Source organism: Streptosporangium sp. NPDC087985 (genome assembly GCF_044741965.1).
In the GTDB taxonomy this organism is placed as follows: domain Bacteria; phylum Actinomycetota; class Actinomycetes; order Streptosporangiales; family Streptosporangiaceae; genus Streptosporangium.
Genome location: NZ_JBIUTQ010000001.1, coordinates 697,050 through 720,211, shown reverse-complemented (window position 1 = coordinate 720,211; position 23,162 = coordinate 697,050). Strand labels below are relative to the sequence as shown.

Sequence of the window (23,162 nt, the reverse complement as noted above, 5' to 3'; positions counted from 1 at the left end):
CTCTCATCACAGGCGAACTGCGCCGATTGGATTCTCCACGTGGTCCCACCCGTGGATCGCTGATCCGGGCGCCCACGTGGAGTGCGTGCCGCTGCTGACCCGTTCCGGCAGGCGGATCCGGGCCACGGGCCCTGCAGTGACGTCCTGTGCATCGAAGATCAGGCACTCGGACTTGTCCTCGTTGACGTCGCTGGTGAGGGTGATGACGTAGCCGTCATCCTCGGACGTGGAACCAACGCGTGGGGCCATCGCGGTCTCGCTGCCGAAGACGCCAGGTGGGAGTTGTACAGTCTCGACACGACCCGTCTCGGTGTCGTGCTTGACGAAGCCATCGAAGAGGAATACGCCGTCGACCCGCGTTGCCGCATAGGCGTACCGGTGCTTCCGGCCCGTGTGCAAGCCGTTGACCATCCCGAACTCAGTGTGGACATCGGTGAGGTCGTGTTCCGTCGACTCGCCCGTGCGAAGATTCATGCGCCAGCGATGCAGACGTGGCTCCTTCTGCTCCTGGCCGAGGTAGCGGAAGATCCGCTCGTAGAACGTTCCGCCGCTCGGCGGCACGGGTGACGGATTCTTCTGGAAGAACCCGTCGAGGACGACCCAGTCACCCTCCTCGTAGGCGTTCAGCCAGTGCAGCACGTACGTGGGCTCGAACTCGAACCATCGAAGGTCCGCGGTCTTCCCGTAGCGAGGTATCACGCCGATTCGGGTCGGCACGTCACGGAAGAAGCGAGTCGCGTACTTCCCCACCTTGAGTGCCTCTGGGTCCCAAAACAGCGGGCAGTCATTGACGATCGAGTAGTTGGCCGTGATCGCCATGTCGTGGGACAACCGCGGCCCCGGCAGCGGAATGTCGCAGTAGTTGACAAGATTGTTGTCGCGGTCCACGACGCCGTAGTGCATGTACGGCGCCTCGACACCGTAGTTGAAGAACATCATCTCGCCGGTGTGCTCATCGACCTTCGGGTGCGCGGAGATTCCGCTGGCCGAAGGGAACTGTCCGTGCCAGTCCTGCTTGCCCAGGGTCTCCAGGGTGGTTCCGCTGAGCCGGTACAGATCGCCACACTGATAGAACGTCGTCAGAACCTCCCCGCCGTGCACTACCACGTCGGTGCTCGAGGAGTCCTTGAGGAACCCTCGCGCCCCCCAGCCGTATCCCACCTTCGTCAGCGAGGGAGGCTCAGCGAGGCCGGCCCACAGTGCCTCCCCGGCCTGCTGCTCCGCCTTGAAGCCATCTGTGTGCACGAAGCGGTTGCGGTAGAAGGCCTTTCCTCCGCGAAAGCCCATGAGGTGGACCATCCCGTCGCCGTCGAACGGGTGATACAGCTTCATTGAGGGGAGGAGAGGGTTCTCGGTGTTCCTCAGATAGACCCCGTCGAGGTCCTCCGGGATGTGACCGATCACCTCCATGTCGTCAGCGTTCCACTCGCCCGTCTGAGGACGCCATGCCCCGGTGCGGTACGGGTGGTCGTCATCCGCGGGAAGCTTGGAGATGTGCCTTGTGACAAGTTCAAGGTCCACGTCTGTCCTCACAATCCTTCGGTTCCGCCATCGACGACCCACGCCACGGTGGTGGTAGCGCTGCCCCCAATGTTGAGCGCCCCTGCCAGATTGGCACCCGAGATCTGGTAGTCACCGGCCTGGTCGGTGACCTGCTTGTAGCAGTCGAGCATCATGCGAACCCCGGTGGCTCCGACCGGATGGCCACCGCCGATGAGCCCACCGCTGGGATTGAAGGGGATGCGCCCGTCCCGCTCGAGCTCGCCCGACTCGATCGCCTTCCAGCTCTGCCCGGGCGCCGTGACGCCGAAGTGATCGATCGCTGCGTACTCACTCATTGAGAAGCAGTCATGTGTCTCGATGAGGTCGAGGTCGTCGACCGATGCGATCTTGGCTCTGCGGAACGAGTCTGTGATCGCGCGCCGAACGTGTGGCAACGTAAACTCCTCGTCCGCGCTGCGCTTGAGTTTCTGGAGCAGGTCGAGGGACACTGTCGCGTGGCCCCATCCGCTGATTCGGGCTCTTGGACGCCGCGCGAGGTCCGGACGCCTAGCGAGGAACCGATCCGAAACCAGGACGACTCCCGCGCCGCCGTCGGTCATTGTGCTGCAGTCGGACTTCCGGAGTCGGCCCTCGACGACAGGATTGGCGACGTCGTCGTCGGCGAAGCTGCGATCGTTCAGCCTCCACTCTCGTGACTGGGCGTTCGGGTTGGCGCGTGCGTTGCGGATGTTGAGCTCGCCGATGGCCCGAAGATGCTCGTTCTTCAGTCCGTAGCGGCGGTCGTACTCGTCAGCCACGGCCGAGAACATGTATGGCCACATGTACGTGGCACTCTGACCCTCCCGCCCTATCCATGCGGCGGAGCCCATGTACGCCGCTCCGGTGGCAGAATCCGTGGTCTTCTCCAGCTCGACGCCGAGGACGAGTGCCACGTCGTATCGGCCGGCCTCGAGCTCGGCGGTGGCTGCCAACATCGCGACGGAACCCGAGGCACAGGCAGCCTCGTGCCGAGCTGCCGGCACCCCCCACAACCGCTCATCGACGCTGGCAGGCATGGCCCCGAGCTGTCCTTGACCCGTGAACAGCTGCCCAAAGGCGTTCGCGACATGGATTACGTCGATTTCGTCGGCGTCGACACACGATTCCTCAAGTGTCATCGACGTTGTCTCCGCGACGAGGCTGGCGAAGTCCTGGCCTTCGCGAGTGAAGTTTCGGGCGAAGTCCGTTTGGTACCCGCCGAGCACCCACACATTGGTCGTCGTCATGAGCCCTTCCTCCTAGCTTGCTGATCCATCTAGCGAAGCCGGGCCTGCGTGGATGGTCGCAGCGGGTCCGGCGGTGTGGGGCGGTCAGTCCTCAACGCGGAACGGGGACTCCGTCCACCATGGAAAGGCGGCCGGTGCGTCGTCGGGCAGGCGCCCTGGGAAGCGCGGGCGTCGCTTCTCGAGGAAGGCGCCAATGCCTTCAGCGACATCGCCGGACCGGCCGAGATGGTAGTTGAGCTTGGAGTCGACGCGATGGGCCACCATCGGATCGGCCTCGCCCACAAAGCGCCAGAGCATCTGCCGGACCATCCCGACTGCGACCGGGGCCGCGTTATCGGCGATCTCCCGCGCCAGTTCGTAGGCCGCTGGGAGAAGGTCGTCGGGGCCGTGCATGCTGCGTACGAGGCCCGACTCCACTGCCTCTGCCGCAGAGATCAGTCGCCCGGTGAAGCACCATTCGGCCGCCCGGCTCACCCCAACCCTCTTGGGCAGGAACCAGGTCGAGGCCGCCTCAGGGACGAGCCCGCGCTTGGAGAAAACGAAGCCAATTCGGGCATTCTCCGACGCTAGGAGCATATCCATTGGCAAGAGCATGGTTGCGCCCAATCCAGCGGCTACCCCGTTGATTGCACCAATGACCGGCTTCGTGCTCCGAAAGATCTGGAGGGTGATCAGGCCGCCGCCATCGCGGAAGTCCTCCTCGTTCTCCGCCCACCCCCGGGCCTGCGCGTCAAAGGTCTGCGTGCCACCCGAGACGTCGGCCCCCGCGCTGAAGGCTCTCCCGGCGCCAGTGACCACGATGACCCGAACCTCCGGGTCCGCGTCCGCTCGGGTGAAGGCGTCGATTAATTCGGCCCGCATCGCCGGGTTGACGGCGTTCATGACCTCCGGGCGGTTAAGTTCGATCGTGAGGATGGCGTCGGCGAGGCGATAGGTGATGAACTCGTAGGGCACAGTCGGCTCCCTGTTGCGCTTTCTCGTGCTGTCTGCGTGCGGGTGGGACGGCAGCCTGCGCCGCCCCACCCGGTTGATCACTTCGTCATTCCGACACCGCGGAACTCGACCTTTCCGCTGGTCCACTCCTGCAGCCCGACAACCTTCTGGTTCGCTGCGATCGCGCTGACTGACTGGAACAGCACGATGTTCGCCGGCGGGTGGTCGACCAGCTCCTTGGAGAGCTCACCGAGCAGCGCGGCCCGTTTCGCGGGATCGATCTCGATCTTCTGCTTGTCGAACAGAGTCTTCGCGTTCTCGGACGCCATGTTGCTCGGATTTTGCGGCCCACCAGGCATGTAGATGAGGGTGAGCGTCGACGTGGGGTCGGGGCGACCGGTCCAGCGGACGTTCGCTGCAGCGACCGTCTTGGCCTCGGAGAGCGCCGCCCCGAGCGCCGCCGCCTCGGTCTGCCGGACCGTGACCTTGATGCCTACCTTCGACAGCTGATCGGCAATCGCCTCGTTGATCCTCGTGCCTGGCCCGGGGACGTTGTCGATTGTCCACTCAAAGCCGTTCGGGTAACCCGCCTCCGCCAAGAGCTTCTTAGCCTGCTCGGGGTCGTAGGGGTACTGCTCCGCGGCATCGCTGTGCGCGAAGTAGCCCTCCGGGAAAGGCTGGTTCGTGGGCTTGCCGTAGCCGAAGACCACACCGTCGACGATCGCCTTCCGGTCGATGGCGAGGTTGACCGCCAGACGGACGCGTTCGTCCTTGAGTGCCGGAACGAGATCGGGGTTCATGATGATGTTCTGGAAGCCCAGATCGTAACCCTCGAGAACGTTGAGACGTGCCTGCTTCGCCGGGTCGATCTCGGGCTCTCGGATCTGCCCAGCGTCGATGCCGCCACTCTTGATGGCATTGAGACCAGCCGTCGTGTCAGCCATGAAAGACATCTCGACACCCGCCAACTTCACAGCGGCCGGATCCCAGTAGCCGTCCCACTTTTTGACCTTGAGTTTGACGCCGACTTGGTAGTCACCGTCCATCTCGTACATCCCGGCGCCCACGGGATGCACGTTCACCTTGGGATCGCTCATGCTCTTCGGGCTGATCATCGCGCCGGCCCGGTCGCTGAGCTTCAGCAGCAGAGCGACGTCCGCAGAGTTGAGCTTGAGCTCGACAGTCAGCGGGTCCACGACATTGACCGAGTCGATGCTCGCCAGATCGGTCTTGACGAACGATCCCTGGACCTCCTTGCCATGTTCGATGTTGGCCTTCACGACGTCGCCGTCAAACGCTGCGCCGTCATGGAACTTCACGCCGCTGCGAAGGTGCAAGGTCAGCGTCAACCCATCCTTGGAGTACTCCCACGACTTCGCCAGGCCCGGCGTGGGATCGCCCTTGGGGTCCATGTGAATGAGCCGGTCGAAGATGAGGAAGAGTGGGACGTTCGCGTACGCGGTGTTGACGACGTGCGGGTCGAGGGTGCCTGGTGAGTTGGGGTACACATACCGGAGAACGGCGTGCGGGTCCAGATCGCCAGCCGCGGCCGAGGCGTTCGTGGGTGTGGCAGCCGGAGGCGGACTGCACGCTGACAGTGACACGGCCATCGCGGTCGCCACAACGGCCATGGCCTGGGCCGTCTTACGGGAACGTTGAAACACGCACTTCCTCCATCTTGGGGGGGGGACGAACTGGACGATGAGGGGCGGCGGAGAGTCAGCTCGCGATCAAGGGGTGGTGACAGGCCACGGTGTGGTCCTCGCCCTGGGGTGCAAGGTGCGGCGTTTCCGTACGGCATCGATCAGTGCTGCGTAGGCAGCGACTTGCAAAGGCACAACCAGGCGGGGGGTTCGAAACATCGGGAATCTCGCCCCTGAGCGGCTCGAATCGTCGGGAGCGCTGCACCACAGGATCGGGCTCGGCCACCGCAGACAGGAGTGCCTGCGTGTACGGGTGAGCCGGCCTGTCGAAGATGTCCTCTGTCGTGCCGACCTCGACGATGCGTCCGAAGTACATGACCGCGACCCGATGTGAGATGTGTTTGACCACGGCCAGGTCGTGCGAGATGAACAGATACCCCAAGCCCAGTTCGGCTCGGAGCCTTTCAAGCAGAGCAATGATCTGGTTCTGGGTCGAAACGTCGAGGGCGCTGACCGCCTCGTCGCAAATGAGCACCGACGGGTTCAGCGCCAAGGCGCGGGCAATGGCGATGCGCTGGCGTTGACCGCCGGAGAACTCTGCGGGATAGCGCTCGAGGTGGTGGGCGCCGAGACCAACCAACTCGAGGAGCTCCCGGACGCGTTCATCGCGCGCCCGCCCACGCAGCCCGTCGTGGACTTCGAGTGGTTCCCCGACGGAGTCCGCGATGAGCATCGATGGATCCAGGGACGAGTAGGGGTCCTGGAAGACCATCTGGATGTCTCGTCGGGCAGCCCGCAAGGCCTTACGGCTCAGGCCGGTGATCTCCCGTCCTTTGAGGCGGACCGAGCCCCCAGCTGGTTCCACGAGTCGCATGAGAGCTCGTGCCACTGTGGACTTTCCAGAACCGGACTCACCGACGAGGCCAAGCGTCTCCCCGTGACCGACAAAGAGATCGACATCTCGCACCACCGAGATGCGCCCCTTGCGGCGCATCATCTTGCCATGTGGGGCCGGGAAGCTGACGTTGAGGCCGGAGACCTCGAGCACAGGGGTGCTGCTCACTTCGTCTTCCCCAATCTGAGTTCGGCGCTGCGCAGACATCTGGTGTCGCGATCATCGGCTCTGACGATGTTGGGTTTGGTGGTCGCACATTCATCGACGGCGTAGGGGCAACGCGGCTCGAATCGGCAGCCCTCAGGCATCAACCACGGCGCCGGCGGCGAGCCCGGTATCGAGATCAGGTCATGGGTGCTACGCAAGCTGGGCATGGCTCGGAGCAAGCCTTCGGTGTACGGATGACGTGGCGCGGCGAAGATCTCGAACACGCTTGCGTGCTCGACGATTTCCCCGGCGTACATCACCGCGACGTCGTCGCAGATGTCGGCGACCACGCCCATGTTGTGGGTGATGAACATCATCGCGAGCCCATGGCTCTCGCACATCGAACGGAGCAGGTCCAATATCTGCGCCTGGATCGTGACATCCAGAGCCGTGGTCGCCTCGTCGGCAATCAGCAGTTGAGGGTCACATGAGATGGCCATCGCGATCATGGCTCGTTGCCTCATGCCTCCGGAGAACTCGTGTGGGTACCGCCTTGCCCTTGCAGCCGCGTTGGCGATACCGACCTCGCTGAGCAGTTCCACGGCGCGGGCCCACGCAGCTCGCCTCCCGAGACGTCGGTGCCGACGGAGCGCCTCCGAGATCTGTTCGCCTATGGTGAAGGCCGGGTTGAGGCTGGTCATCGGCTCTTGGAAGATCATCGCGATCCGGTCTCCGCGGATGTCGGCGAGATCCCGTTGGTTGAGCGCTCCGATGTCCGTTCCGCCTACGTTGATCGTCCCGCTGATTCGCGAGGTGCCCGGAGGCAGCAGCCGCATCATGGCCAGGCTGGTGACGCTCTTGCCGGAGCCTGATTCGCCGACGATCCCCAGGATCTTGCCTGGTGCGATGTCGAAGGACACCTGGTTAACCATGCGCTGCCAGCCGTGTTGGGTAGCGAAGTCGACCGACAGGTCCCTGACCGACACCGCAACGGCATTCTCGCCACCCTGGATCACAGGTGGAATTCCTCTCGCCAGAGTGCGATTCATGCCCGCCTCGTTTCGCGCCCCAGCGAGTCACGGAGGGCATCTCCCACCACGTTGATGGCCAGGACGACAACAGCGATCGCGATACCGGGGAAGACGATTAGATAGGGAGCCCGGTCCACATACGTGAACGCCCGTCCGACCATCGCCCCCCAACTTGCCTCCGGGTACTGGGCTCCCATCCCGAGGAAGCTGAGACTCGCCTCGACGAGCATCGCTCGGCTCGTCAGTAGGGAGAGCTCGACGATGAGCGGTGAACGCACGTTGGGCAGGACATGCGTGCGGATGATCCGACTGTCGGACGTGCCAAGGCTGCGCGATGCCTCGATGTACGTCTCGCGCTTCACCTCCATGACGGAGCCACGCACGATTCGAAGGATTCGTGGGGCGAACACGATTCCTATCGCGATCATCGCGTTGCGCAGCCCAGGTCCCAGCATCCCGACGATCGCGACGGCGAGGAGCAGACCTGGCATGCTCATGACCCCGTCATTGACGAAGGAGATGACCCGGTCGGTCAGTCCCCCGAAGTACCCGGCAATGAGTCCAAACGGAAGCCCGACAAGAACCGCGATCAGTGTTGCCTGGACGGCCGCCATGAGCGAGACCCTCGCCCCGAAGAGCAGCCGGGAGAGAACGTCACGACCGAGATCGTCGGTGCCGAGAAGATTCTTGGCGTCCGGGAACCGGAGGATGTTGCGCAGGTCCTGGATGTTTGGATCCATGGGGGCGAGTACCGGCGCCAGCACCGCGACGGTGACAACGGACACGAGGATGATGCCGGCCACGACACCAAGGCGTTGCCTGAGGAAACGCCCCAGGAATCGCTTCCAGGGCTTGGGGCGAGCGACGGCGTCGACCTTCTGACTCACCGACCCACGTTCGGAGCCGCTGCGACTGAACTGCGCCCAGACATCGGATGTGTCCTCAACCTCGTTCACACTCAACGGAATCACCTCATTTTCGGGTTGAAGACCCGGTAGGACAGGTCGACGGCCAGGTTGACGATCAACACGGCCGCCGCTGCGACCAGCACGGCACCTTGGATGACCGGTATGTCGCGCTGAAGGACCGCAGTCACCGAAAGGGACCCGAGGCCCGGGATCCCGAAGACCTGCTCGACGATCACCGAGCCGCCGAGCAAGAAGGCCATCTGCAGGCCGATGACAGTCATCAAGGGCACGCCGGCGTTCTTGAGTGCATGCTTCAGCAGGACCGATGTCCCATACAGACCCTTCGCTCGCGCCGTACGGATGTAGTCCTGCTCGAGCGTGCCGATCATGGCGCCTCGAAGCTGGCGCGCGATCTCGGCCGCTGGGGCGGCGGCGAGGGTCAGGGCAGGCATGATCGTGAACTTGAGCCACTCCACGGGATTTTCGAGAAAGGGCGCATACCCCGACGACGGCAGGATCCGGCCGTAGACCGCGAAGGCGAGGACGAGCATGAGTCCGAGCCAGAAGGAGGGGACGGCGATACCCAACGACGCGACGACCGTGATCACTCGATCGGTGACCTTGCCACGGCGGGAGGCGGCGATGATGCCCGCCGGTAGTCCAACGAGGACGGCCAGAACGATGGCCAGAAGCGCGAGCCCGACAGTGACGGGCAGCCGGTCCCCGATGAGCATCGACACAGGGGACCCCCCCTGCATGGAGACTCCGAGATCGCCATGCACAAGGGCTGCGAGCCACTTGGCGAACTGCACCAGGACTGGGTCATTGAGACCTAGGCGTTGGCGTGCCTCCGCGACCTGCTCCGCCGTCGCTCCCTCCCCCGCAGCCACGTGTGCAGGGTCTCCCGGGATCAGCAGGGTCAGCAGGAAGGTGATCGCAGAGACGAGCCCCAAGAGACACAAGAAGTTAAGAAGCCGCTTGGTAATCGGGAGCATATCTAGACCTTGTCCTCTGTCCCTGCTTGATCGTAATGCGGGTTCCCGAGAACCCTTATCGGACTTTTGCATGGGATTACTACTTATTACGAAGCTGAGAATGCCTGAAGGTCTGGACTCCGTCAAGACCCTGGTCAGCCTGCGGACCTTGAAATGCCGCGGGAGCCCCGAGCCGTCAACGACGGGCAGCCACAGCCCTCAGGGTGCGGAGGCCACCGGGATCGCCGGCGGTCGTGGGCGCGATGCAGACCTCGTCGACCCCGGCTTCGAAGTACTGCTCGATTCTGGTCCAAACTTCTTGGGCGGAGCCGGCGACGCACGTGGCTGCGATGATCGCCGAGTCGGGCATGGCGGCTCTGAGGTCCTTGGGGTGCGGCCGACTCCTCGCGTAGTCCACCAGCTCGCCGAATCCCGCCGCGACGAACATGTCGGAGTAGCCGGGGGCCGCGAGGTAACCGGTCTTGCTCCGTACCATCTGGGCGCGGTCCGCCTCGGTCGGGTCCACAGATGCAGCAATCCACATGGCGACAGTCGGCCGCGGGCGGCCGGCCGCAGCCGCGGCCGTCTCGATATCGGCGCAGAGCCGTCGAGCGGCGTCAACGGTGACCATGTTGAGAAGGACGCGATCGGCTCGCGCCGCCGCTACCCCAATCGCCCTCGACCCGAACGCCGCAACCGAGAGCCTCGACGTGGGGGGTGGAAGCCGCAGGTGAAAGCCGCTCGTTCGAACCGTCTCGCCTTCGAAGTAAACCTTGTCCCCGCGAAGCAGTTCGCGCAGGACGACTGCCGACTCGTCGAGGCGCTTCGCAGACCGCGTGCGGTCTCGTCCGTGCCACTGGCCCACGACGACGTCGCTGGAGGTTCCGAGCGCGACGTTGACCGGACGCCCTATCGCGAGCGAAACGGTCGCAGCCCCCATCGCAACATTCACGGGCGTCCGGACGGACACCGGGAACGGACCGACCGACGGGATGATCTGCTGAGTCATCGTGCCAATTGCTGTCGCGAGGGCGAACGCGTCGAAGGTCGCCATTTCGCCGATCCACAGCTCGCCGAATCCGAGCTGATCGGCAGCCTTTGCGGTCTGGAACGCCTCGGCGGGCGGCCGATCCTGCCAGAGGCCGAGGGTGACGTTGACCACGCCCATGCCCGGCACCTAGATCCTCTCGAGCAGCGTCGCGGCACCAACGCCGGTGGCTCCGCTGATGGAGACGATGCCGTACCGGCCTCCGGACCGCTCGAGCTCGTCGATGAGGTTGGCGACGAGGAAGGGGCCGGTAGACCCGAACGCGTGGCCAATGGCGATCGTCCCACCGTTGACGTTGAATCGCTCGTCGTCGACATGTAGGTCCCGTTGGAAGCGGAGGCACAGAGCGCTGAAGGCCTCCGCGAATTCAAACCGATCAATGTCGTCCACCGAGAGCCCCGCACGCTGACAGACCCTCACCGTGGCGTCTTGCCCGCCGGTCAGCATGGTGATCGGGTTCGCCCCGACCACCGCTGTCGCCACGATTCTGGCTCGCGGCTCGAACCCCAGTCGACAGACAGCCTGTTCATTGGCGACCACGACCACTCCGGCACCGTCAGCTAACGACGGGGAGGTCCCGCGTGTGTGAAGATGGCGGACCTCGCCGATGTTGGGGAACCTGGACAGGGCAACGGCATCCTGCCCGTCGTCACCCAATGCCGCAAAGGCCGGTTCGAGGCTGCGGAGACCAGCCAGGGTTGTGGACGGGCGAATGTGCTCGTCCGTCGCACACGTGACGGCACCGTCCGGGCTGGTGATCGCCACCATTGAGCGGTCGAACCGCCCCGCGTCACGCGCGCGGGTAGCGCGCTCTTGCGTCCGCAGGCCGAACGCGTCGAGCTCATCCCGATCGAATCCCTCGATGGTCGCCACCACGTCTGCGGCAACTCCCATGTGCAGCGCGCCGATGGTGCCGCTCACGCCGGGATCGTTCCACAAAGGACCACCGTCCGAGAACATGGGGACGCTCGACAGGGACTCCACACCACCGGCAACGATGAGATCGTCGTCACCACTTCTCACGCGCGCCGCTGCGTTGTGCAGGGCCTCCAGCCCGGACGCGCACGCTCGGCTGACTGTCGCACCAGGCACCGTGTCGGGCCATCCCGCCATGAGGGGTGCGATCCGACCGAGGTTGGAGCCCTGCCCCAGGTTCTGCCGCGCCGCCCCGACGACGACGTCGTTCACGTCCTCCGGGTTCAGGCGAATGCGCCGGGGCAGCTCATGCAGGAGCGCCACCAGGAGGTCGGTGGGGGTCGAACTGGCCAGCGCTCCAGCCGGGGTTGCCTTAGCACGCGGCGTTCTGACGGCCTCCACGATGAAAGCTTCCTTGCTCACAATGCACTCCCTGACGTTGGCGACAACGCCCTACCGAGGGGGTCACCTGGGATCCATATGCGAGTCACTATGAGTTAAGGAGTCAGCAATGTCAACCACCGAACCACGATGTGAGCCGAAGCGGCCCACGATGAGTTGGTGAAAGGCGGCACGCGAACACGAAGATCCCCAGTCAGGCGTTGTCCCCGCAGGGCGACGTCGAAGGGCGAATTACTGCAGAGTCAGAAGTTCGATCCGAACGTCTGAACGGCGCAGCACTGCCTGGCAGTGACTGCAGGCAAGTTCGGCCAACAGCTTCCGGCCACAAGCGTCATGCATGATCTCGAGGGACGCCGGGCCCACATGGCGCGCATGCTCGTCCGCCCAGCGGGCGAACTGGATAAGCACGGCGTCGAAGGCGCGACCCTTCTTGGTGAGCCGGTACTCGCTCCGGTTGGCGCTGCCCTCGAGGTCACGAATCTCGAACACACCGAGCTCGACGAACTGCGCCAGTCGCGCTGACAGGACTGTGGGCGGGATCCCGAGGAACTTCTCGAACTCGTTGAATCGACGCCTTCCGAGAGATGCCGCCGCCATCAGTGCGATGTTCCATCGATCGCCGAGCAACGCCAACGTGTCAGCCGTAAACCCTATCGGCGGGGTCGTGCCCATTGTCCGGCCCTGTCGGTGTCGCCGGGGTACGGTGCCGACGTAACCGAGGCGCTCGACAGGCCTCCGAACAGACGTGCCTCCCATGTTGACGGGGAGCATGCACTTCCCGCAGACGAGGACGGCGCTGGCATTCGCGCCACACGACCCGTGTACGAATTCAGACGTCTCAGCGTCTCCCCAACGACCCTGCCATGTCCAGGCCGCCAGGAAGATCCGCCACGTAGCCCTACCTGCTCTGGACGGAGAATACTCGTAGCGAAGACGGCCGTCCTTGTACGGCGTCTTGACGAGCAGTCCCCCCTCGGTCATCGTTACCAGCCGCTTCGCCAGAATAGAGTCCGAGACGCCGATCGCATCTCGGATCTCCAGATAACGACGGTTACCTCGAAGGACGCACTGCAGGATGAGGAGCGTCCAGTGGTCGCCGAGCAACGCCATCGTCTGGCCCAGAGCGCTCGGCTGCTGTCCTTCGAACACGTCTCGTGCTTGGCTCGTCATCGCATCCACCACCTCATCTGATCATCTCCACGGCCGGTGCAGGCTCGAGGGCGTCCGACTCCCCTGAACATCGGACGAGGGCCCGTCCAAGCACGTCACCCCGTAACAAGGCCGCAAAGGCGTGTGGGAGGCTCCGCATCCCGGAGTACACCGTGGCGACCGATTTGAGGGATTGGCTCTCGTCTGCCTCCCGCACCAAGGCCTCGAGTCCGCAGCGCGCCTCGGGATGGTCGGTTACCGACATGCCTATGAGGGTGAGTCTCCTGCGGATCAGGTCCGACGAGTCCTCGAGGACGGGCCGGTGGGGGACACCGCCGGACCGACCCATGAGGACCACTCGCCCTCGGTCCCGCAAATGGGCGATGCCTTGCCGCAGATGATTACCGCCCACCAGGTCCAGATAGAGGTCGAGGCCCTCGGGGGCAAGGCGCTCGAGCTGGCCGTCCAGATCGTTTCGTCGGTCCATCACGGCCGGCAGATCGAGGTCCTCGCGCAACAAGGACAGACGTCGTGCGCCCGACGCGCTGGCGACCACCTTCGCGCCGAGAGCGCGGGCAAGCTGCACCGCACACGTGCCGACACCCCCTGCCGCCGCAGAGATCCACACCGTCTCGCCGCGCTTCAGTCCGCCCACAGCCACCAGGCCAACATAGGCCGTGAGGCCCGCGTGGCCCAGCAGGGTCAGCGCACGGAGATCGTCAACGTCGTCGCCCAACCGGGTGAGTGCGGTACCCGGATGCGCCGAGCGGGACGCCCATGGCAGCAGCCCGACGACCCTGGTGCCCACTGGCAGGCACCCATCCCGGGAACGAGTCACACGGGCGACTGCGTCACTCGCCGGCACGTCACCAATGTCGACAGCCGGTCCGAGCGTGGTGGACCTGCCAGTCGCCAAGCGCGATCGGAGCCCGGCGTTGAGCCCGAAGCACTCGGGTCGCACCTCGACCTCACCTGCCGCCAGCGCGACCGGAGGAAGCAGTTCATCGACCACCGCAAAATCATCTGGCCGCACCGTCGCCAGCGGCTTGCGAGCCAGTCGTATGCTCTGCTGCTCGATCTCGACCATGCGATGTTGCCCCTCGGCCCCGCTACCTCATGCCCATATGTAACTTCGTGTTTCGTAGCATACTGGAGTCTGGGAGGGGCGCACCTCGCGCCATCATCCGGCCACCCATGCCTCGCGCAGACGGCGCTTGTCGACCTTGCGGCTGGCACTGACGGGAAGCTCGCGAACGAACCTGATCTCCGTCGGCTTCTTGTAGGAGGCCAGCTGCGCTCGGACCCAGTCGATGATTGCCGATTCGGTCAATGAGTCGTCTCGCCTCACGACCGTCGCCACCACCGTCTCCCCCCATCGGGGGTGCGGAACGCCGAAGACCGCCGCCTGCTCGATACCCGCGTGGCAAGTGAGCACTTGTTCCACCTCTGCGGGAAACACGTTCATCCCTCCGCTGACGATCATGTCCTTGAGGCGATCGGTGATGTAGACGTATCCCGCCTCGTCGACGCGCCCGATGTCACCCGTGCGGAACCACCCGTCGCGCATGACCTCGTCCGTCGCCTGGCGGTCCTGGTAGTAGCCGGCGAACAGGGTCTCGGAACGCACTGCCAGTTCACCGGCATCACCCACCGCGGCCTCGCACCCATCCTGTCCAAGGACGCTCACCTCGGCGATGTGAACGGGACGACCCGACGAGGCATAGACGTCCTCGGCCGCTGATCTCGCCGTCCAGTCCTCAGGGGTGGTCCGGGTCACAGGCGCCCCTGTTTCGGTCATCCCGTAGGCCTCCAGGAACCGGCGTCCGACGACATCGACGAGCTCGCGCTTGGTCTGGGACGGCATCAGCGATCCGGAGTGCAACACGGTTTGAAGGGAGTCCAGGACCTCGGGGCGCTGCCTGACCGCGTCGATGAATCCCGGCGCGAGGGGCGTGGGGACCGACGTGGTCATGGATCCTTCGGCGATCATCCGATCGACCCACTCGTCGGCTGCGAGGTGACCCATGAAGGAGATCTCGCCACCGAGGTACAGGTGGGGCAGGAAGATCCCCCAGATCCCCGACACGAAGGAGAAGGAGCCCGTCGTGGCCATGCGGCCTCGGGGCACCAGACTCCAGTGCACCGGCATGTGACGAAGGATGCGCAGCATCGTGCGTTGTGTATGCGCAACGCCCTTCGGTAAGCCGGTCGTGCCACTCGTGTAGCCCACGAAGGCCAGATCGTCTGCATCGCGTGGAACGTCAGGTCGCGTCGATGAGCCGCTTGCGATGAGGTCTGCGTAGGCTACGGATCCGCGTGCCAGGTCATTGCCGATTCCGATCACCGGCACGCCACCATCGCCGATGAGGCCGGGGACCGCCTCAAGAATTGCTGAGCGGCCGTCGGTGTAGATGACGGAACTCGCGTCCGCGCGCTCAAGGATCGCGCCGACCTCGGGCGCCTGGAGTCGGTCGTTGATGTGGACCGGCACGAAACCACCCAGCAACGTCCCGACGTAGGCCTCCAGTGTTTCCACGCGGTCCTCGGCCATGATGCCCACGCGGTCACCCGCGCGCAGCCCCTGCGCACTCAGGCCATGTGCCAATCGCGTGGCATTCCGCAAGAGTTCGCGGTGCGTTCGGATGTCGCCTCTGGCGCGGACAGCGACAGCGTCACCTGCCCGTTCAATGGCGTCGCCAAGCAAGGACCCCAATGTCTCAGACCTCATTGACTGACCTCACTCTTCTTCTTGGATTGTCATTTCCCAGCCGGAATACGGTCGGCGGCACACGGCCGACTAGGCAACGAAGCGCACGACGGTCCCGCAGAGGGAGAAGGTTTCGCCCACGCGGTCAGGACGTGCGGCCCTGACATCAAAGGACGAGATGCCGATCTTTGAGCGATCCCCCGCCACGAGGCGCACGTGCCCGGACTCCAGCTCGAGAGTCGCTTGCCCGTCGTGCGTCACGCCAAGGATCGCGGCCAGCAAATTCGCGGTCTTCAGGGGATCGGGCACGACGCACTCCACTGACACGATCTCCGTGACGACGTCGCACGACACGCGCTCGAGGACGTCGGGCGCCCAGTGCCAGGACTCCCAGACCGGGATCTCATCGATCTCGACCAGCATGCCAAGGTCCCGTTGATCGAGCTGGACGACTCGGTTGCCGTCGAATATGCCGTCGAACGAGACGCGGATGCCGAGCTGCGCGCAGCGCTCGACGACGCCGTCGGCATCGTTGGTCTGAATCACCGTGAGATATGCGGCGTCGCCGCCCTTGCGCTCGAGCCAGCGGTGTACCCGCGACGAGTGGTCCACCGGGGCAAGCAGCTGAAGGTACGTCCTTCCAACCGTCAGAACCTCATCGACGAGGTTGAGATCGGCGATATACGGATCGTGGATGCCGGGAAGCAGGCCGAGCCGCTCTCGCGCATGCCGCACCGACCCCGGCAGGTCTCGGGTCGCGAGGACGACCATTCGCAGCGCCGCCCGCGGATGACGATGGAACGGCATGGGCGCCCCTTCAGATGGAGGAGTGATGAAATCTCCTCGAATTACTACAGGGAAAGAAGCCAGAGTGTCAATGCACCTCCCAGCACAGGGACGCACAACGCCTCTCTACCATCTGGCAGCAAGCCGACGTGAGACGCGCCGCTGACACTCGCCCATCTCAACCTTGTGGTCAGCACCCTTCATGCACTACATATATAGAAGTCTAATCGGCTGGATCGGCGATCCCCGCAAACTACCACAGCGTGTGCGTTGCCGCCCCGCCACTACCACTGGAGGGACCGCACATGTCAGCCGCAGCCACATCCGCCCTCGTGCTCAATCTTGTCGCGTGCGTCATGGCAGTCGTGGTCCTCATGGGGACGTGTCTGGCCGTCTCCGCGGTCCGCAGGGACTGGTCAACCATTGACGTGTTGTGGGGACTGGGGTTCGTCACCATCGCCGTGGCGTCGTTCGCCCTGTCCGGCGAGTGGGGTGACGACACTCGACGCATCCTCACGCTCGCAGCTACATCCGTCTGGGGCCTGCGCTTGGCGTGCTACCTGCTCTGGCGGAACCGAGCCGCCGAGGACCCGCGCTACACGGCGCTCCTGCGGAGGAACACCGGCCCACTCGTCCCGTACGTCATCCGTAGCATCTTCTGGCCCCAGGGACGGACGATGGTGATCACTTCGCTGCCGATCCAGGTTGCCATGTACCAGGACGCCCCAGTGTCGGGGGTCACCTGGGTGGGGCTGACCCTGGCTGCGGTCGGCATCACCCTCGAGACCGTGGGTGATGCTCAACTGGCTCGCTTCAAGTCCGACCCCGCGAATGCGGGCCGCGTCATGGACCGCGGGTTGTGGGGCTGGACACGGCATCCGAACTACTTCGGAGACAGCTGCGTCATGTTCGGGCTCTGGCTCATGGCCTGCGGCCACTGGCTTGGAATGGTGACCCTGATCTCGCCGGTCTACATGACCTACCGACTCATCCGCGGGAACGGAAAGGCACTGACTGAGAGGCGGATGGCCGCCAAGCGTGGCCAGGCCTACCTTGACTACGTCGAACGAACGAGCGGATTCTTCCCGGTTCCGCCCAGCCTGACCCGCGGCCGAGGCGCACGGAGATCTGAACCCACAACCCCAGCGCGGTGAGCCACCGTCAGGCGAACGCCGCAAGCCTAGACGCCGACCTGCTGGCGCCGGTCACGTAACCGGCGCCAGCAGGTCATGCCCGAGCCGAACCCGAGTTCCTGCGGCAGGAACTCCCACTCCGCAAACAGATCCACTCGATCCTGGTCGACAACGTGCTATGGACCGGGACCGAGGACGCGTCCGGCCATGTTGGCGAGCTCCGAGAACTGCAGGACTTCTGGATGGCCAGTCGGAGTCATGCCACGCGCTCGAAGATCGCAGCTAGGCCCTGACCGCCACCGATGCACATCGTCTCCAGCCCATAGCGAACCTGACGCCGCTGCATCTCGCGTGTCAGGGTGGCTAGAATTCGAGCACCTGTCGCGCCGACCGGATGGCCGAGCGAAATGCCGGATCCGCGGACGTTCAGACGATCGAAGTCATCCGTACCAAGTCCCCAGGTTGCTGTGCATGCCAGGACCTGAGCCGCGAACGCCTCGTTCAGCTCGATCAGGTCGATCTCCAAGAGCTTCAGTCCGGCCCGCTCGAGCGCGATCTCCGACGCCGGCACAGGTCCCAACCCCATAGTTGCGGGACCCAGGCCAGCGAGACCCCAAGAGACCAGCCGGGCGAGCGGACACAGACCGAGTTCCTCCGCTCGCGAACGAGTGGTCACTATGCATAGTGCTGCCGCATCGTTCTGGCCGCTGGCGTTTCCCGCGGTGACAGTCGCGTCGGGGTCGCCTCGACCGAGCACGGGGCGGAGCCCACTGAGGGACTCGACCGTCGTTCCGGGTCGCGGGTGTTCGTCAGCGGAAACGACTTGTTCGCCACGGCTACCCGGAACCGTGACGGGCACGATCTCCTCGTCGAAGACACCCTCGGACCGCGCCTGGACAGCGCGGCGGTGCGACTCGACGGCAAGCTCGTCTTGGGCCAGGCGGCTGATCCCAAACTCGCGGCGCAGGTTCTCGGCGGTCTCGAGCATGCCTCCGGGCACCGGGTAGTTCTTCCCGCCGGCGGTCACTCGACCTCGACCGAGTCCGTCATGAAGTGTGGTGCTGCCTGCGGTGCCCCACCGGACGTCGAAGGAGTAGTGGGGGACATTGCTCATCGACTCCACACCGCCAGCGACCGCGAGCCCGATACCGCCGCTCTTCACCAGGCTGGCCGCGGTCAGGACTGCCTGGAGTCCTGAGCCGCAGCGGCGGTCGATCTGCATGCCAGGGACCGTCACCGGCAGGCCCGCGTCGAGAGCGACGACCCGGCCGATCGCCGGTGCCTCGCTGGTCGGGTAGCTGTGGCCTAGGATCACGTCGTCGATCTGATGCCCTGCGAGCCCGGTCCGCTCCAGCAGCGCGCCGAGAAGCTGGGCGCCGAGGTCAGCTGCACTCAGCGGCTTGAGTGCTCCGCCGTAGCGCCCGATCGGCGTCCGGAGCGGTTCGCAGATGACGACATCGTCGCTACTGGCTTTCACATCAGCCTCCCGCCGGTGACCTCAAGAACGGTGCCAGTCATGTACGAGGACATGTCACTGGCGAGGAAGAGCGCGACATTCGCGATCTCGTCCACGGTTCCCGCACGCTGGAGCGGAATCTCGGCCATCTTCGACTTCCAGATGTGCTCGGGCATCGCCCGTGTCATCTCCGTCGCGATCAGACCGGGCTGAATGGCGTTCACCCGGATCTGGTCGCGAGCCATCTCCTTCGCGGCGGCCTTGGTCAGACCCACGACGCCGGCCTTCGCGGCCGAGTAGTTGGTCTGACCGAAGAACCCGACCTTTCCCGAGATCGACGACATGTTCACGATCGCGCCGCCTCGCCCCTGCTCACGCATGGTTGCGGCGGCGTGTTTGGTGCCGAGCCAGGCTCCCCGCAGATGCACCGCGATCACCTGGTCGAACTCGTCCTCCGTCATCTTGCGCATCGTCGCGTCCCGGGTGATGCCGGCGTTGTTCACCATCACATCGACGCCCCCGAAGGACTCGGCGGCGAAGGCGAGCAGCGCCTGGACCTGGTCCCCGTCGGTCACGTCGCATCCGAAGCCGCGCGCGACCTCAGCACCGATGCCCTTCGCGGTCAGCTCTGCCGCTGCGCCGTCGCGATCGCCGATCACGACCCGTGCCCCGTGGTCGACGAACAGCCGCGCGATGGCTTCTCCGATCCCTTGCGCGCCCCCGGTGACGACGGCGACCTTGTCCTGCAACACGGTTGTCATGAGAGTGCTTCCTGTCGTTGGCGGGTGACGTGCTGTTCAGCTGCGCCGCGGTCGAGCAGCGCTGCGGTCTCTTCTGGCGTGAGCCCGACCTCTGCGAGTAGGGCGCGCGTGTGCTGCCCGAGCCCGGGGACACTGCCCATCGCGGATTCGACGTCGTCGAACGTGATCGGCGGCAAGAGGGCCTCGATCGGGCCGCCTTCGGTCTCGACCGTGCGCCATCGTCGCCGCGCCTTCAGCTGTGGATGTTCGACGAGATCTTCGACGGTGCTGACCCGTGCCGCAGGAACGCCGGCCTCGGCTAGGCGAGCGTTCAGCTCAGCCGTCGTCCAGCGGCTGGTGAACTCAGCGACGGCCGCGTCGCAGGCCGCTCGGTTCTCTATGCGCAGCACGTTGGTGGTGAACCGGGGGTCGGACGCGAGGTCGGCGCTCCCGAACACCTCGCCGGCAAGAGTCCGCCAGCCGCTGTCGCTCTGGATACCGATGAGCACCTGGCCGTCGACGGTCGGGTACGCGTCGTACGGTGCGATGGCTGCATGGCTCAGGCCCATTCGGGGCACCTGCCGGTCCGCGTAGAGCTGGACGTACATCGGATGGCCCATCCACTCCGCAGTCGCCTCGAACATCGTCACTTCGATGGTCGCGCCGGCACCGGTCTGCTCACGTCGGAGTAGCGCGGCTAACACGGCCTGCGCGCAGTACATCCCTGAGGCGATGTCGGCAGTGGGGATGCCGGTCTTCACAGCGTGTTCGGCGGTGCCTGTGATCGACACGAGGCCGACCTCCGCCTGCACCAGCATGTCGTAGGCCTTGCATTGCTCCTTGTCGCCGCCAGCGCCGTATCCCGACAGGTTGACGACGACGAGTTCTGGCTTGGCGCGTCGGAGCGATGCGGCGTCAAGGTCCAGTCGTGCGGCGGCGCCAGGGGCGAGGTTCTGAACGAAAACGTCTGCTTCTGCGATGAGGCGACGCAGCACCTCCAGTCCGGACGGGTCCTTCAGGTCGATCGCCAGCGACTCCTTGCCGCGGTTCAACCACACGAAATGGGATCCGGTCCCGTGAACGAGGTGGTCATAGCCACGGGCCAGGTCGCCGTCGCCCGGTCGCTCCACCTTGATCACCCGTGCACCCAGGTCGGCGAGGTGGCGTGTCGCGAGTGGGGCCGCGACAGCCTGCTCCACGGCAACGACGGTGTAACCGTCCAGCGGGAGGCTCATGATGCTTCTCGCTTGGCCCGGCCAACCAGCCCGCCGCCGATGATCAGCCGCTGGATCTCGCTCGTGCCTTCGTAGAGCCGAAGCAGCCTTACGTCGCGATAAATCCGTTCCACCGGGACATGCCTCATGTAGCCGCCACCTCCGTGGATCTGGACTGCCAGGTCTGCGACCTTGCCGACCATCTCGGTGCAGAAGAGCTTCGCCACCGACGGCGCAATCCGGCGGTCTTCCCCCGATACGTACTTCTGCGCGGTGTCGCGAACCAGGGCACGACCAGCCATGACACCGGCCTGCTGATCGGCGATCATTGCCTGCACGAGCTGGAAGTCGCCGATGACGTTGTCGCCCTGCTTAGCGGTGGCGGCGTATGCGACTGATTCGTCGAGCGCGCGCTGTGCTGAACCGACAGCGAGGGCCGCGATGTGGACCCGCCCACGAGCCAGTGACGTCATTGCGGCCTTGTAGCCAACCTCAGGCTCGCCGCCGACCAATGCGTCGTCGCCGACTCGGACGCCGTGGAACGTAACGTCGGCGGTCCATGCTCCTTCCTGGCCCATCTTCGCGTCCTTCGATCCGATCTCGACACCGTCGGCGTCAGCGGGGACCAGGAACACAGCGATGCCATTTCCCCTGTCAGGCGCGGGCTGGACCCGAGCGAAGACGACGAACAAGCCGGCGATAGGAGCGTTGGTGATGAACTGCTTACCACCGTCGATCACCCAGCTGTCGCCGTCCCTCCGCGCTGTGGTGCGTAGTCCCGCGGGGTTGGAGCCGGCCCCGGGCTCGGTCAGTGCGAATGAGGCGATGACGTCGCCCGCTGCGATCGCAGGAAGCCACCTTGCCTTCTGCTCTTCGGTGCCGAAGCCGACCAGGACCTGTCCCGCGATCCCGTTGTTGGTACCGAACATTGAGCGGAGCGCAAGCGATGTGTAGCCGAGCTCCATTGCGAGCTCGACGTCCTGCGTCAGATCGAGACCGATGCCGCCCCATTCCTCAGGGATCGCGTAACCGAACAGCCCCATCTCGGCCGCCTGTTTACGAAGGTCGTCCGGGATCGCGTTCCCGTCCATGATCTCGATCTCGCGAGGTACGACGCGACTGCGGACGAAGTCACGGACCTGGGCGAGGACATCAGCGAAGACGTCCGGTGCGACAAAGGAAGTGGTGGCCATGCCAGAAGCATCACCCCGTAGATTATGTTCAGTCCAATACCTAATCGACTACGCAGTTATCCTGCTTGAGCATGAAAGGCTGGCTGTCATGGACGTCGTCCAACTGCGGAGCTTCATCGCCGTAGCGGAGGAGCTCCATTTCGGACGAGCGGCCGAACGTCTCCACGTCGCGCAGCCGCCGTTGAGTCGCACGATCCAGCAGTTCGAGCGAGAACTCGGAACGAGACTGTTCGACAGGAGCACGCGGTCCGTCCGACTCACCGCTGCCGGGCAAGCACTGCTGGAGCCCGCGTACCAGGTCATGGAGTCGATTCGGCGGGCGGAGGCAGCGGTTCGGGCATCCGACAGTGGAGAGGTGGGCCTGGTGCGCCTTGCATTTGCGGGCGTGTCGTCCTACCAGCTGGTCGCCGAGTGGGCGAGGGTCGTTCGACAGCACCGACCTGGGATCCGCCTGGAGCTCTACAGCCAGAACTTCGCATTGCCAGCTATGCGCAAGCTCATCAACGCTGAGGTCGATGTCGCGCTCGGCCGTTGGGATCTCATCCCAGCTGGCATCGGGTCGCGGATCGTGTCGAAGGACTCGCTCGTCGTTGCGTTGCCGGACACACATCGTCTCGCTCAGGCTCCGAGCCTCGCGATCGCGGATCTTCGCGACGAGGACTTCATCTCCCTGCCGCCCTATGAAGGTGCAGTTCTGCCCGATAGGTTGCGGAGGCTGGCCCACGAGGCCGGCTTCTCGGCCAACGTTGTCCAGATCGCACCCGATACCCAGTCCGCGCTTGCACTGGTCAGTGCGGAGGTCGGCTGTCACCTGACATTGGCGTCGGTAGCGAGGCACGCGAGCCAGACCCATGTCGAGTTCGTCCATCTCGAGAACCAGACCCTCGATGTGGACCTTCAGTTGGCTTGGCGATCCGATGACGGCAGCCCGGCACTGCGATCAGTGCTTGCACTTGCGGACGAGTTCCTCGCCCCCGATCGCGAGTGAAGCGGGGACGTTCACAAAGCGAACCCTCGTCGATCTCGCCTCAACGGTGTCGTCGACCGCTACGAACCGCGACCCCACATCCGCCTCGAGACAGGCATGATCGGCGCCGACTTGGACGAGGTCGGCCGGTGG

General features: G+C 64.9%; 20 protein-coding genes and 1 pseudogene. 2 read left to right on the top strand and 19 right to left on the bottom strand.

Annotated elements, in window-relative coordinates:
- Positions 1–6: 6 nt before the first annotated feature.
- The 14 genes from ACIN94_RS03495 to ACIN94_RS03430 all read right to left on the bottom strand — a co-directional run bounded on the left by ACIN94_RS03495 (position 7) and on the right by ACIN94_RS03430 (position 16,327).
- Positions 7–1,521, bottom strand: coding sequence for a carotenoid oxygenase family protein (locus ACIN94_RS03495; RefSeq protein ID WP_400699041.1), 1,515 nt, complete (start codon positions 1,519–1,521; stop codon positions 7–9).
- 8 nt (positions 1,522–1,529) lie between these two features.
- The gene (locus ACIN94_RS03490) at positions 1,530–2,768 is read right to left on the bottom strand and encodes an acetyl-CoA acetyltransferase (protein WP_400699038.1); all 1,239 of its coding nucleotides are present in this window, start codon (positions 2,766–2,768) and stop codon (positions 1,530–1,532) included.
- Positions 2,769–2,852: 84 nt separating this feature from the next.
- Complete coding sequence (locus ACIN94_RS03485; RefSeq protein WP_400699035.1) at positions 2,853–3,722, bottom strand: enoyl-CoA hydratase-related protein; 870 nt, start codon at positions 3,720–3,722, stop codon at positions 2,853–2,855.
- A 77-nt stretch (positions 3,723–3,799) separates the two neighbouring features.
- On the bottom strand, positions 3,800–5,365 hold the full coding sequence (locus tag ACIN94_RS03480; protein ID WP_400699032.1) for an ABC transporter substrate-binding protein: 1,566 nt from the start codon (positions 5,363–5,365) through the stop codon (positions 3,800–3,802).
- Between the two features lie 55 nt (positions 5,366–5,420).
- Entirely contained in the window at positions 5,421–6,407 is a 987-nt protein-coding gene (locus tag ACIN94_RS03475; RefSeq protein WP_400699029.1) for an ABC transporter ATP-binding protein, read from the bottom strand.
- Positions 6,404–7,435, bottom strand: coding sequence for an ABC transporter ATP-binding protein (locus ACIN94_RS03470; RefSeq protein WP_400699027.1), 1,032 nt, complete (start codon positions 7,433–7,435; stop codon positions 6,404–6,406). Before ACIN94_RS03470 ends, ACIN94_RS03475 begins: the two co-directional genes overlap by 4 nt.
- On the bottom strand, positions 7,432–8,373 hold the full coding sequence (locus ACIN94_RS03465; protein WP_400699024.1) for an ABC transporter permease: 942 nt from the start codon (positions 8,371–8,373) through the stop codon (positions 7,432–7,434). Before ACIN94_RS03465 ends, ACIN94_RS03470 begins: the two co-directional genes overlap by 4 nt.
- An 11-nt stretch (positions 8,374–8,384) precedes the next feature.
- Positions 8,385–9,392, bottom strand: coding sequence for an ABC transporter permease (locus ACIN94_RS03460; protein ID WP_400699021.1), 1,008 nt, complete (start codon positions 9,390–9,392; stop codon positions 8,385–8,387).
- Between the two features lie 103 nt (positions 9,393–9,495).
- Positions 9,496–10,467 carry an LLM class F420-dependent oxidoreductase gene (locus ACIN94_RS03455; RefSeq protein WP_400699018.1) on the bottom strand — a complete coding sequence of 324 codons (972 nt, stop codon included), beginning with the start codon at positions 10,465–10,467 and terminating at the stop codon, positions 9,496–9,498.
- Positions 10,468–10,476: 9 nt separating this feature from the next.
- The gene (locus tag ACIN94_RS03450) at positions 10,477–11,685 is read right to left on the bottom strand and encodes an acetyl-CoA C-acyltransferase (protein WP_400699016.1); all 1,209 of its coding nucleotides are present in this window, start codon (positions 11,683–11,685) and stop codon (positions 10,477–10,479) included.
- Between the two features lie 210 nt (positions 11,686–11,895).
- The gene (locus ACIN94_RS03445) at positions 11,896–12,834 is read right to left on the bottom strand and encodes a winged helix-turn-helix transcriptional regulator (protein WP_400699013.1); all 939 of its coding nucleotides are present in this window, start codon (positions 12,832–12,834) and stop codon (positions 11,896–11,898) included.
- A gap of 13 nt (positions 12,835–12,847) precedes the next feature.
- The gene (locus tag ACIN94_RS03440; protein ID WP_400699010.1) at positions 12,848–13,900 is read right to left on the bottom strand and encodes a zinc-binding dehydrogenase; all 1,053 of its coding nucleotides are present in this window, start codon (positions 13,898–13,900) and stop codon (positions 12,848–12,850) included.
- Positions 13,901–13,993: 93 nt separating this feature from the next.
- A complete protein-coding gene (locus tag ACIN94_RS03435; RefSeq protein WP_400699008.1) occupies positions 13,994–15,517 on the bottom strand; it encodes a class I adenylate-forming enzyme family protein in 1,524 nt (507 codons plus the stop codon).
- A gap of 93 nt (positions 15,518–15,610) precedes the next feature.
- Entirely contained in the window at positions 15,611–16,327 is a 717-nt protein-coding gene (locus ACIN94_RS03430; RefSeq protein ID WP_400699005.1) for a hypothetical protein, read from the bottom strand.
- Between the two features lie 284 nt (positions 16,328–16,611).
- On the opposite strand from ACIN94_RS03430, the gene ACIN94_RS03425 reads away from it, so the two are divergent.
- Positions 16,612–17,460: a DUF1295 domain-containing protein gene (locus ACIN94_RS03425; protein WP_400699003.1), complete on the top strand. Its 849-nt coding sequence runs from the start codon at positions 16,612–16,614 to the stop codon at positions 17,458–17,460.
- A 29-nt stretch (positions 17,461–17,489) separates the two neighbouring features.
- Here ACIN94_RS03425 and ACIN94_RS03420 read toward each other — a convergent pair.
- From ACIN94_RS03420 to ACIN94_RS03400, 5 genes and pseudogenes are all read right to left on the bottom strand, one after another.
- Positions 17,490–17,576, bottom strand: a pseudogene (locus ACIN94_RS03420) (IS5/IS1182 family transposase); the annotation flags it as partial.
- 119 nt (positions 17,577–17,695) lie between these two features.
- Positions 17,696–18,916 carry an acetyl-CoA C-acetyltransferase gene (locus ACIN94_RS03415; RefSeq protein WP_400699000.1) on the bottom strand — a complete coding sequence of 407 codons (1,221 nt, stop codon included), beginning with the start codon at positions 18,914–18,916 and terminating at the stop codon, positions 17,696–17,698.
- On the bottom strand, positions 18,913–19,656 hold the full coding sequence (gene fabG, locus ACIN94_RS03410) for a 3-oxoacyl-ACP reductase FabG (protein WP_400698997.1): 744 nt from the start codon (positions 19,654–19,656) through the stop codon (positions 18,913–18,915). The genes ACIN94_RS03415 and fabG overlap by 4 nt, the downstream gene beginning before the upstream one ends.
- Positions 19,653–20,870 (bottom strand): CaiB/BaiF CoA transferase family protein, encoded by a 1,218-nt coding sequence (locus ACIN94_RS03405; protein ID WP_400698995.1) that lies wholly within the window; start codon positions 20,868–20,870, stop codon positions 19,653–19,655. Before ACIN94_RS03405 ends, fabG begins: the two co-directional genes overlap by 4 nt.
- Positions 20,867–22,042 carry an acyl-CoA dehydrogenase family protein gene (locus tag ACIN94_RS03400; RefSeq protein ID WP_400698992.1) on the bottom strand — a complete coding sequence of 392 codons (1,176 nt, stop codon included), beginning with the start codon at positions 22,040–22,042 and terminating at the stop codon, positions 20,867–20,869. Before ACIN94_RS03400 ends, ACIN94_RS03405 begins: the two co-directional genes overlap by 4 nt.
- An 88-nt stretch (positions 22,043–22,130) precedes the next feature.
- Here ACIN94_RS03400 and ACIN94_RS03395 point away from each other — a divergent pair, with 88 nt between their 5' ends.
- Entirely contained in the window at positions 22,131–23,030 is a 900-nt protein-coding gene (locus tag ACIN94_RS03395; RefSeq protein WP_400698990.1) for a LysR substrate-binding domain-containing protein, read from the top strand.
- Positions 23,031–23,162: the final 132 nt, after the last annotated feature.

Excerpts from the sequence above, each read along its gene's own strand:
- ACIN94_RS03440 (WP_400699010.1), bottom strand. The coding sequence starts at position 13,900 with ATGGTCGAGATCGAGCAGCAGAGCATACGACTGGCTCGCAAGCCGCTG.
- ACIN94_RS03470 (WP_400699027.1), bottom strand. The coding sequence starts at position 7,435 with ATGAATCGCACTCTGGCGAGAGGAATTCCACCTGTGATCCAGGGTGGC.
- fabG (WP_400698997.1), bottom strand. The coding sequence starts at position 19,656 with ATGACAACCGTGTTGCAGGACAAGGTCGCCGTCGTCACCGGGGGCGCG.
- ACIN94_RS03445 (WP_400699013.1), bottom strand. The coding sequence starts at position 12,834 with ATGACGAGCCAAGCACGAGACGTGTTCGAAGGACAGCAGCCGAGCGCT.
- ACIN94_RS03405 (WP_400698995.1), bottom strand. The coding sequence starts at position 20,870 with ATGAGCCTCCCGCTGGACGGTTACACCGTCGTTGCCGTGGAGCAGGCT.
- ACIN94_RS03395 (WP_400698990.1), top strand. The coding sequence starts at position 22,131 with ATGGACGTCGTCCAACTGCGGAGCTTCATCGCCGTAGCGGAGGAGCTC.
- ACIN94_RS03455 (WP_400699018.1), bottom strand. The coding sequence starts at position 10,467 with ATGGGCGTGGTCAACGTCACCCTCGGCCTCTGGCAGGATCGGCCGCCC.
- ACIN94_RS03490 (WP_400699038.1), bottom strand. The coding sequence starts at position 2,768 with ATGACGACGACCAATGTGTGGGTGCTCGGCGGGTACCAAACGGACTTC.
- ACIN94_RS03425 (WP_400699003.1), top strand. The coding sequence starts at position 16,612 with ATGTCAGCCGCAGCCACATCCGCCCTCGTGCTCAATCTTGTCGCGTGC.
- ACIN94_RS03400 (WP_400698992.1), bottom strand. The coding sequence starts at position 22,042 with ATGGCCACCACTTCCTTTGTCGCACCGGACGTCTTCGCTGATGTCCTC.
- ACIN94_RS03460 (WP_400699021.1), bottom strand. The coding sequence starts at position 9,392 with ATGCAAAAGTCCGATAAGGGTTCTCGGGAACCCGCATTACGATCAAGC.
- ACIN94_RS03430 (WP_400699005.1), bottom strand. The coding sequence starts at position 16,327 with ATGCCGTTCCATCGTCATCCGCGGGCGGCGCTGCGAATGGTCGTCCTC.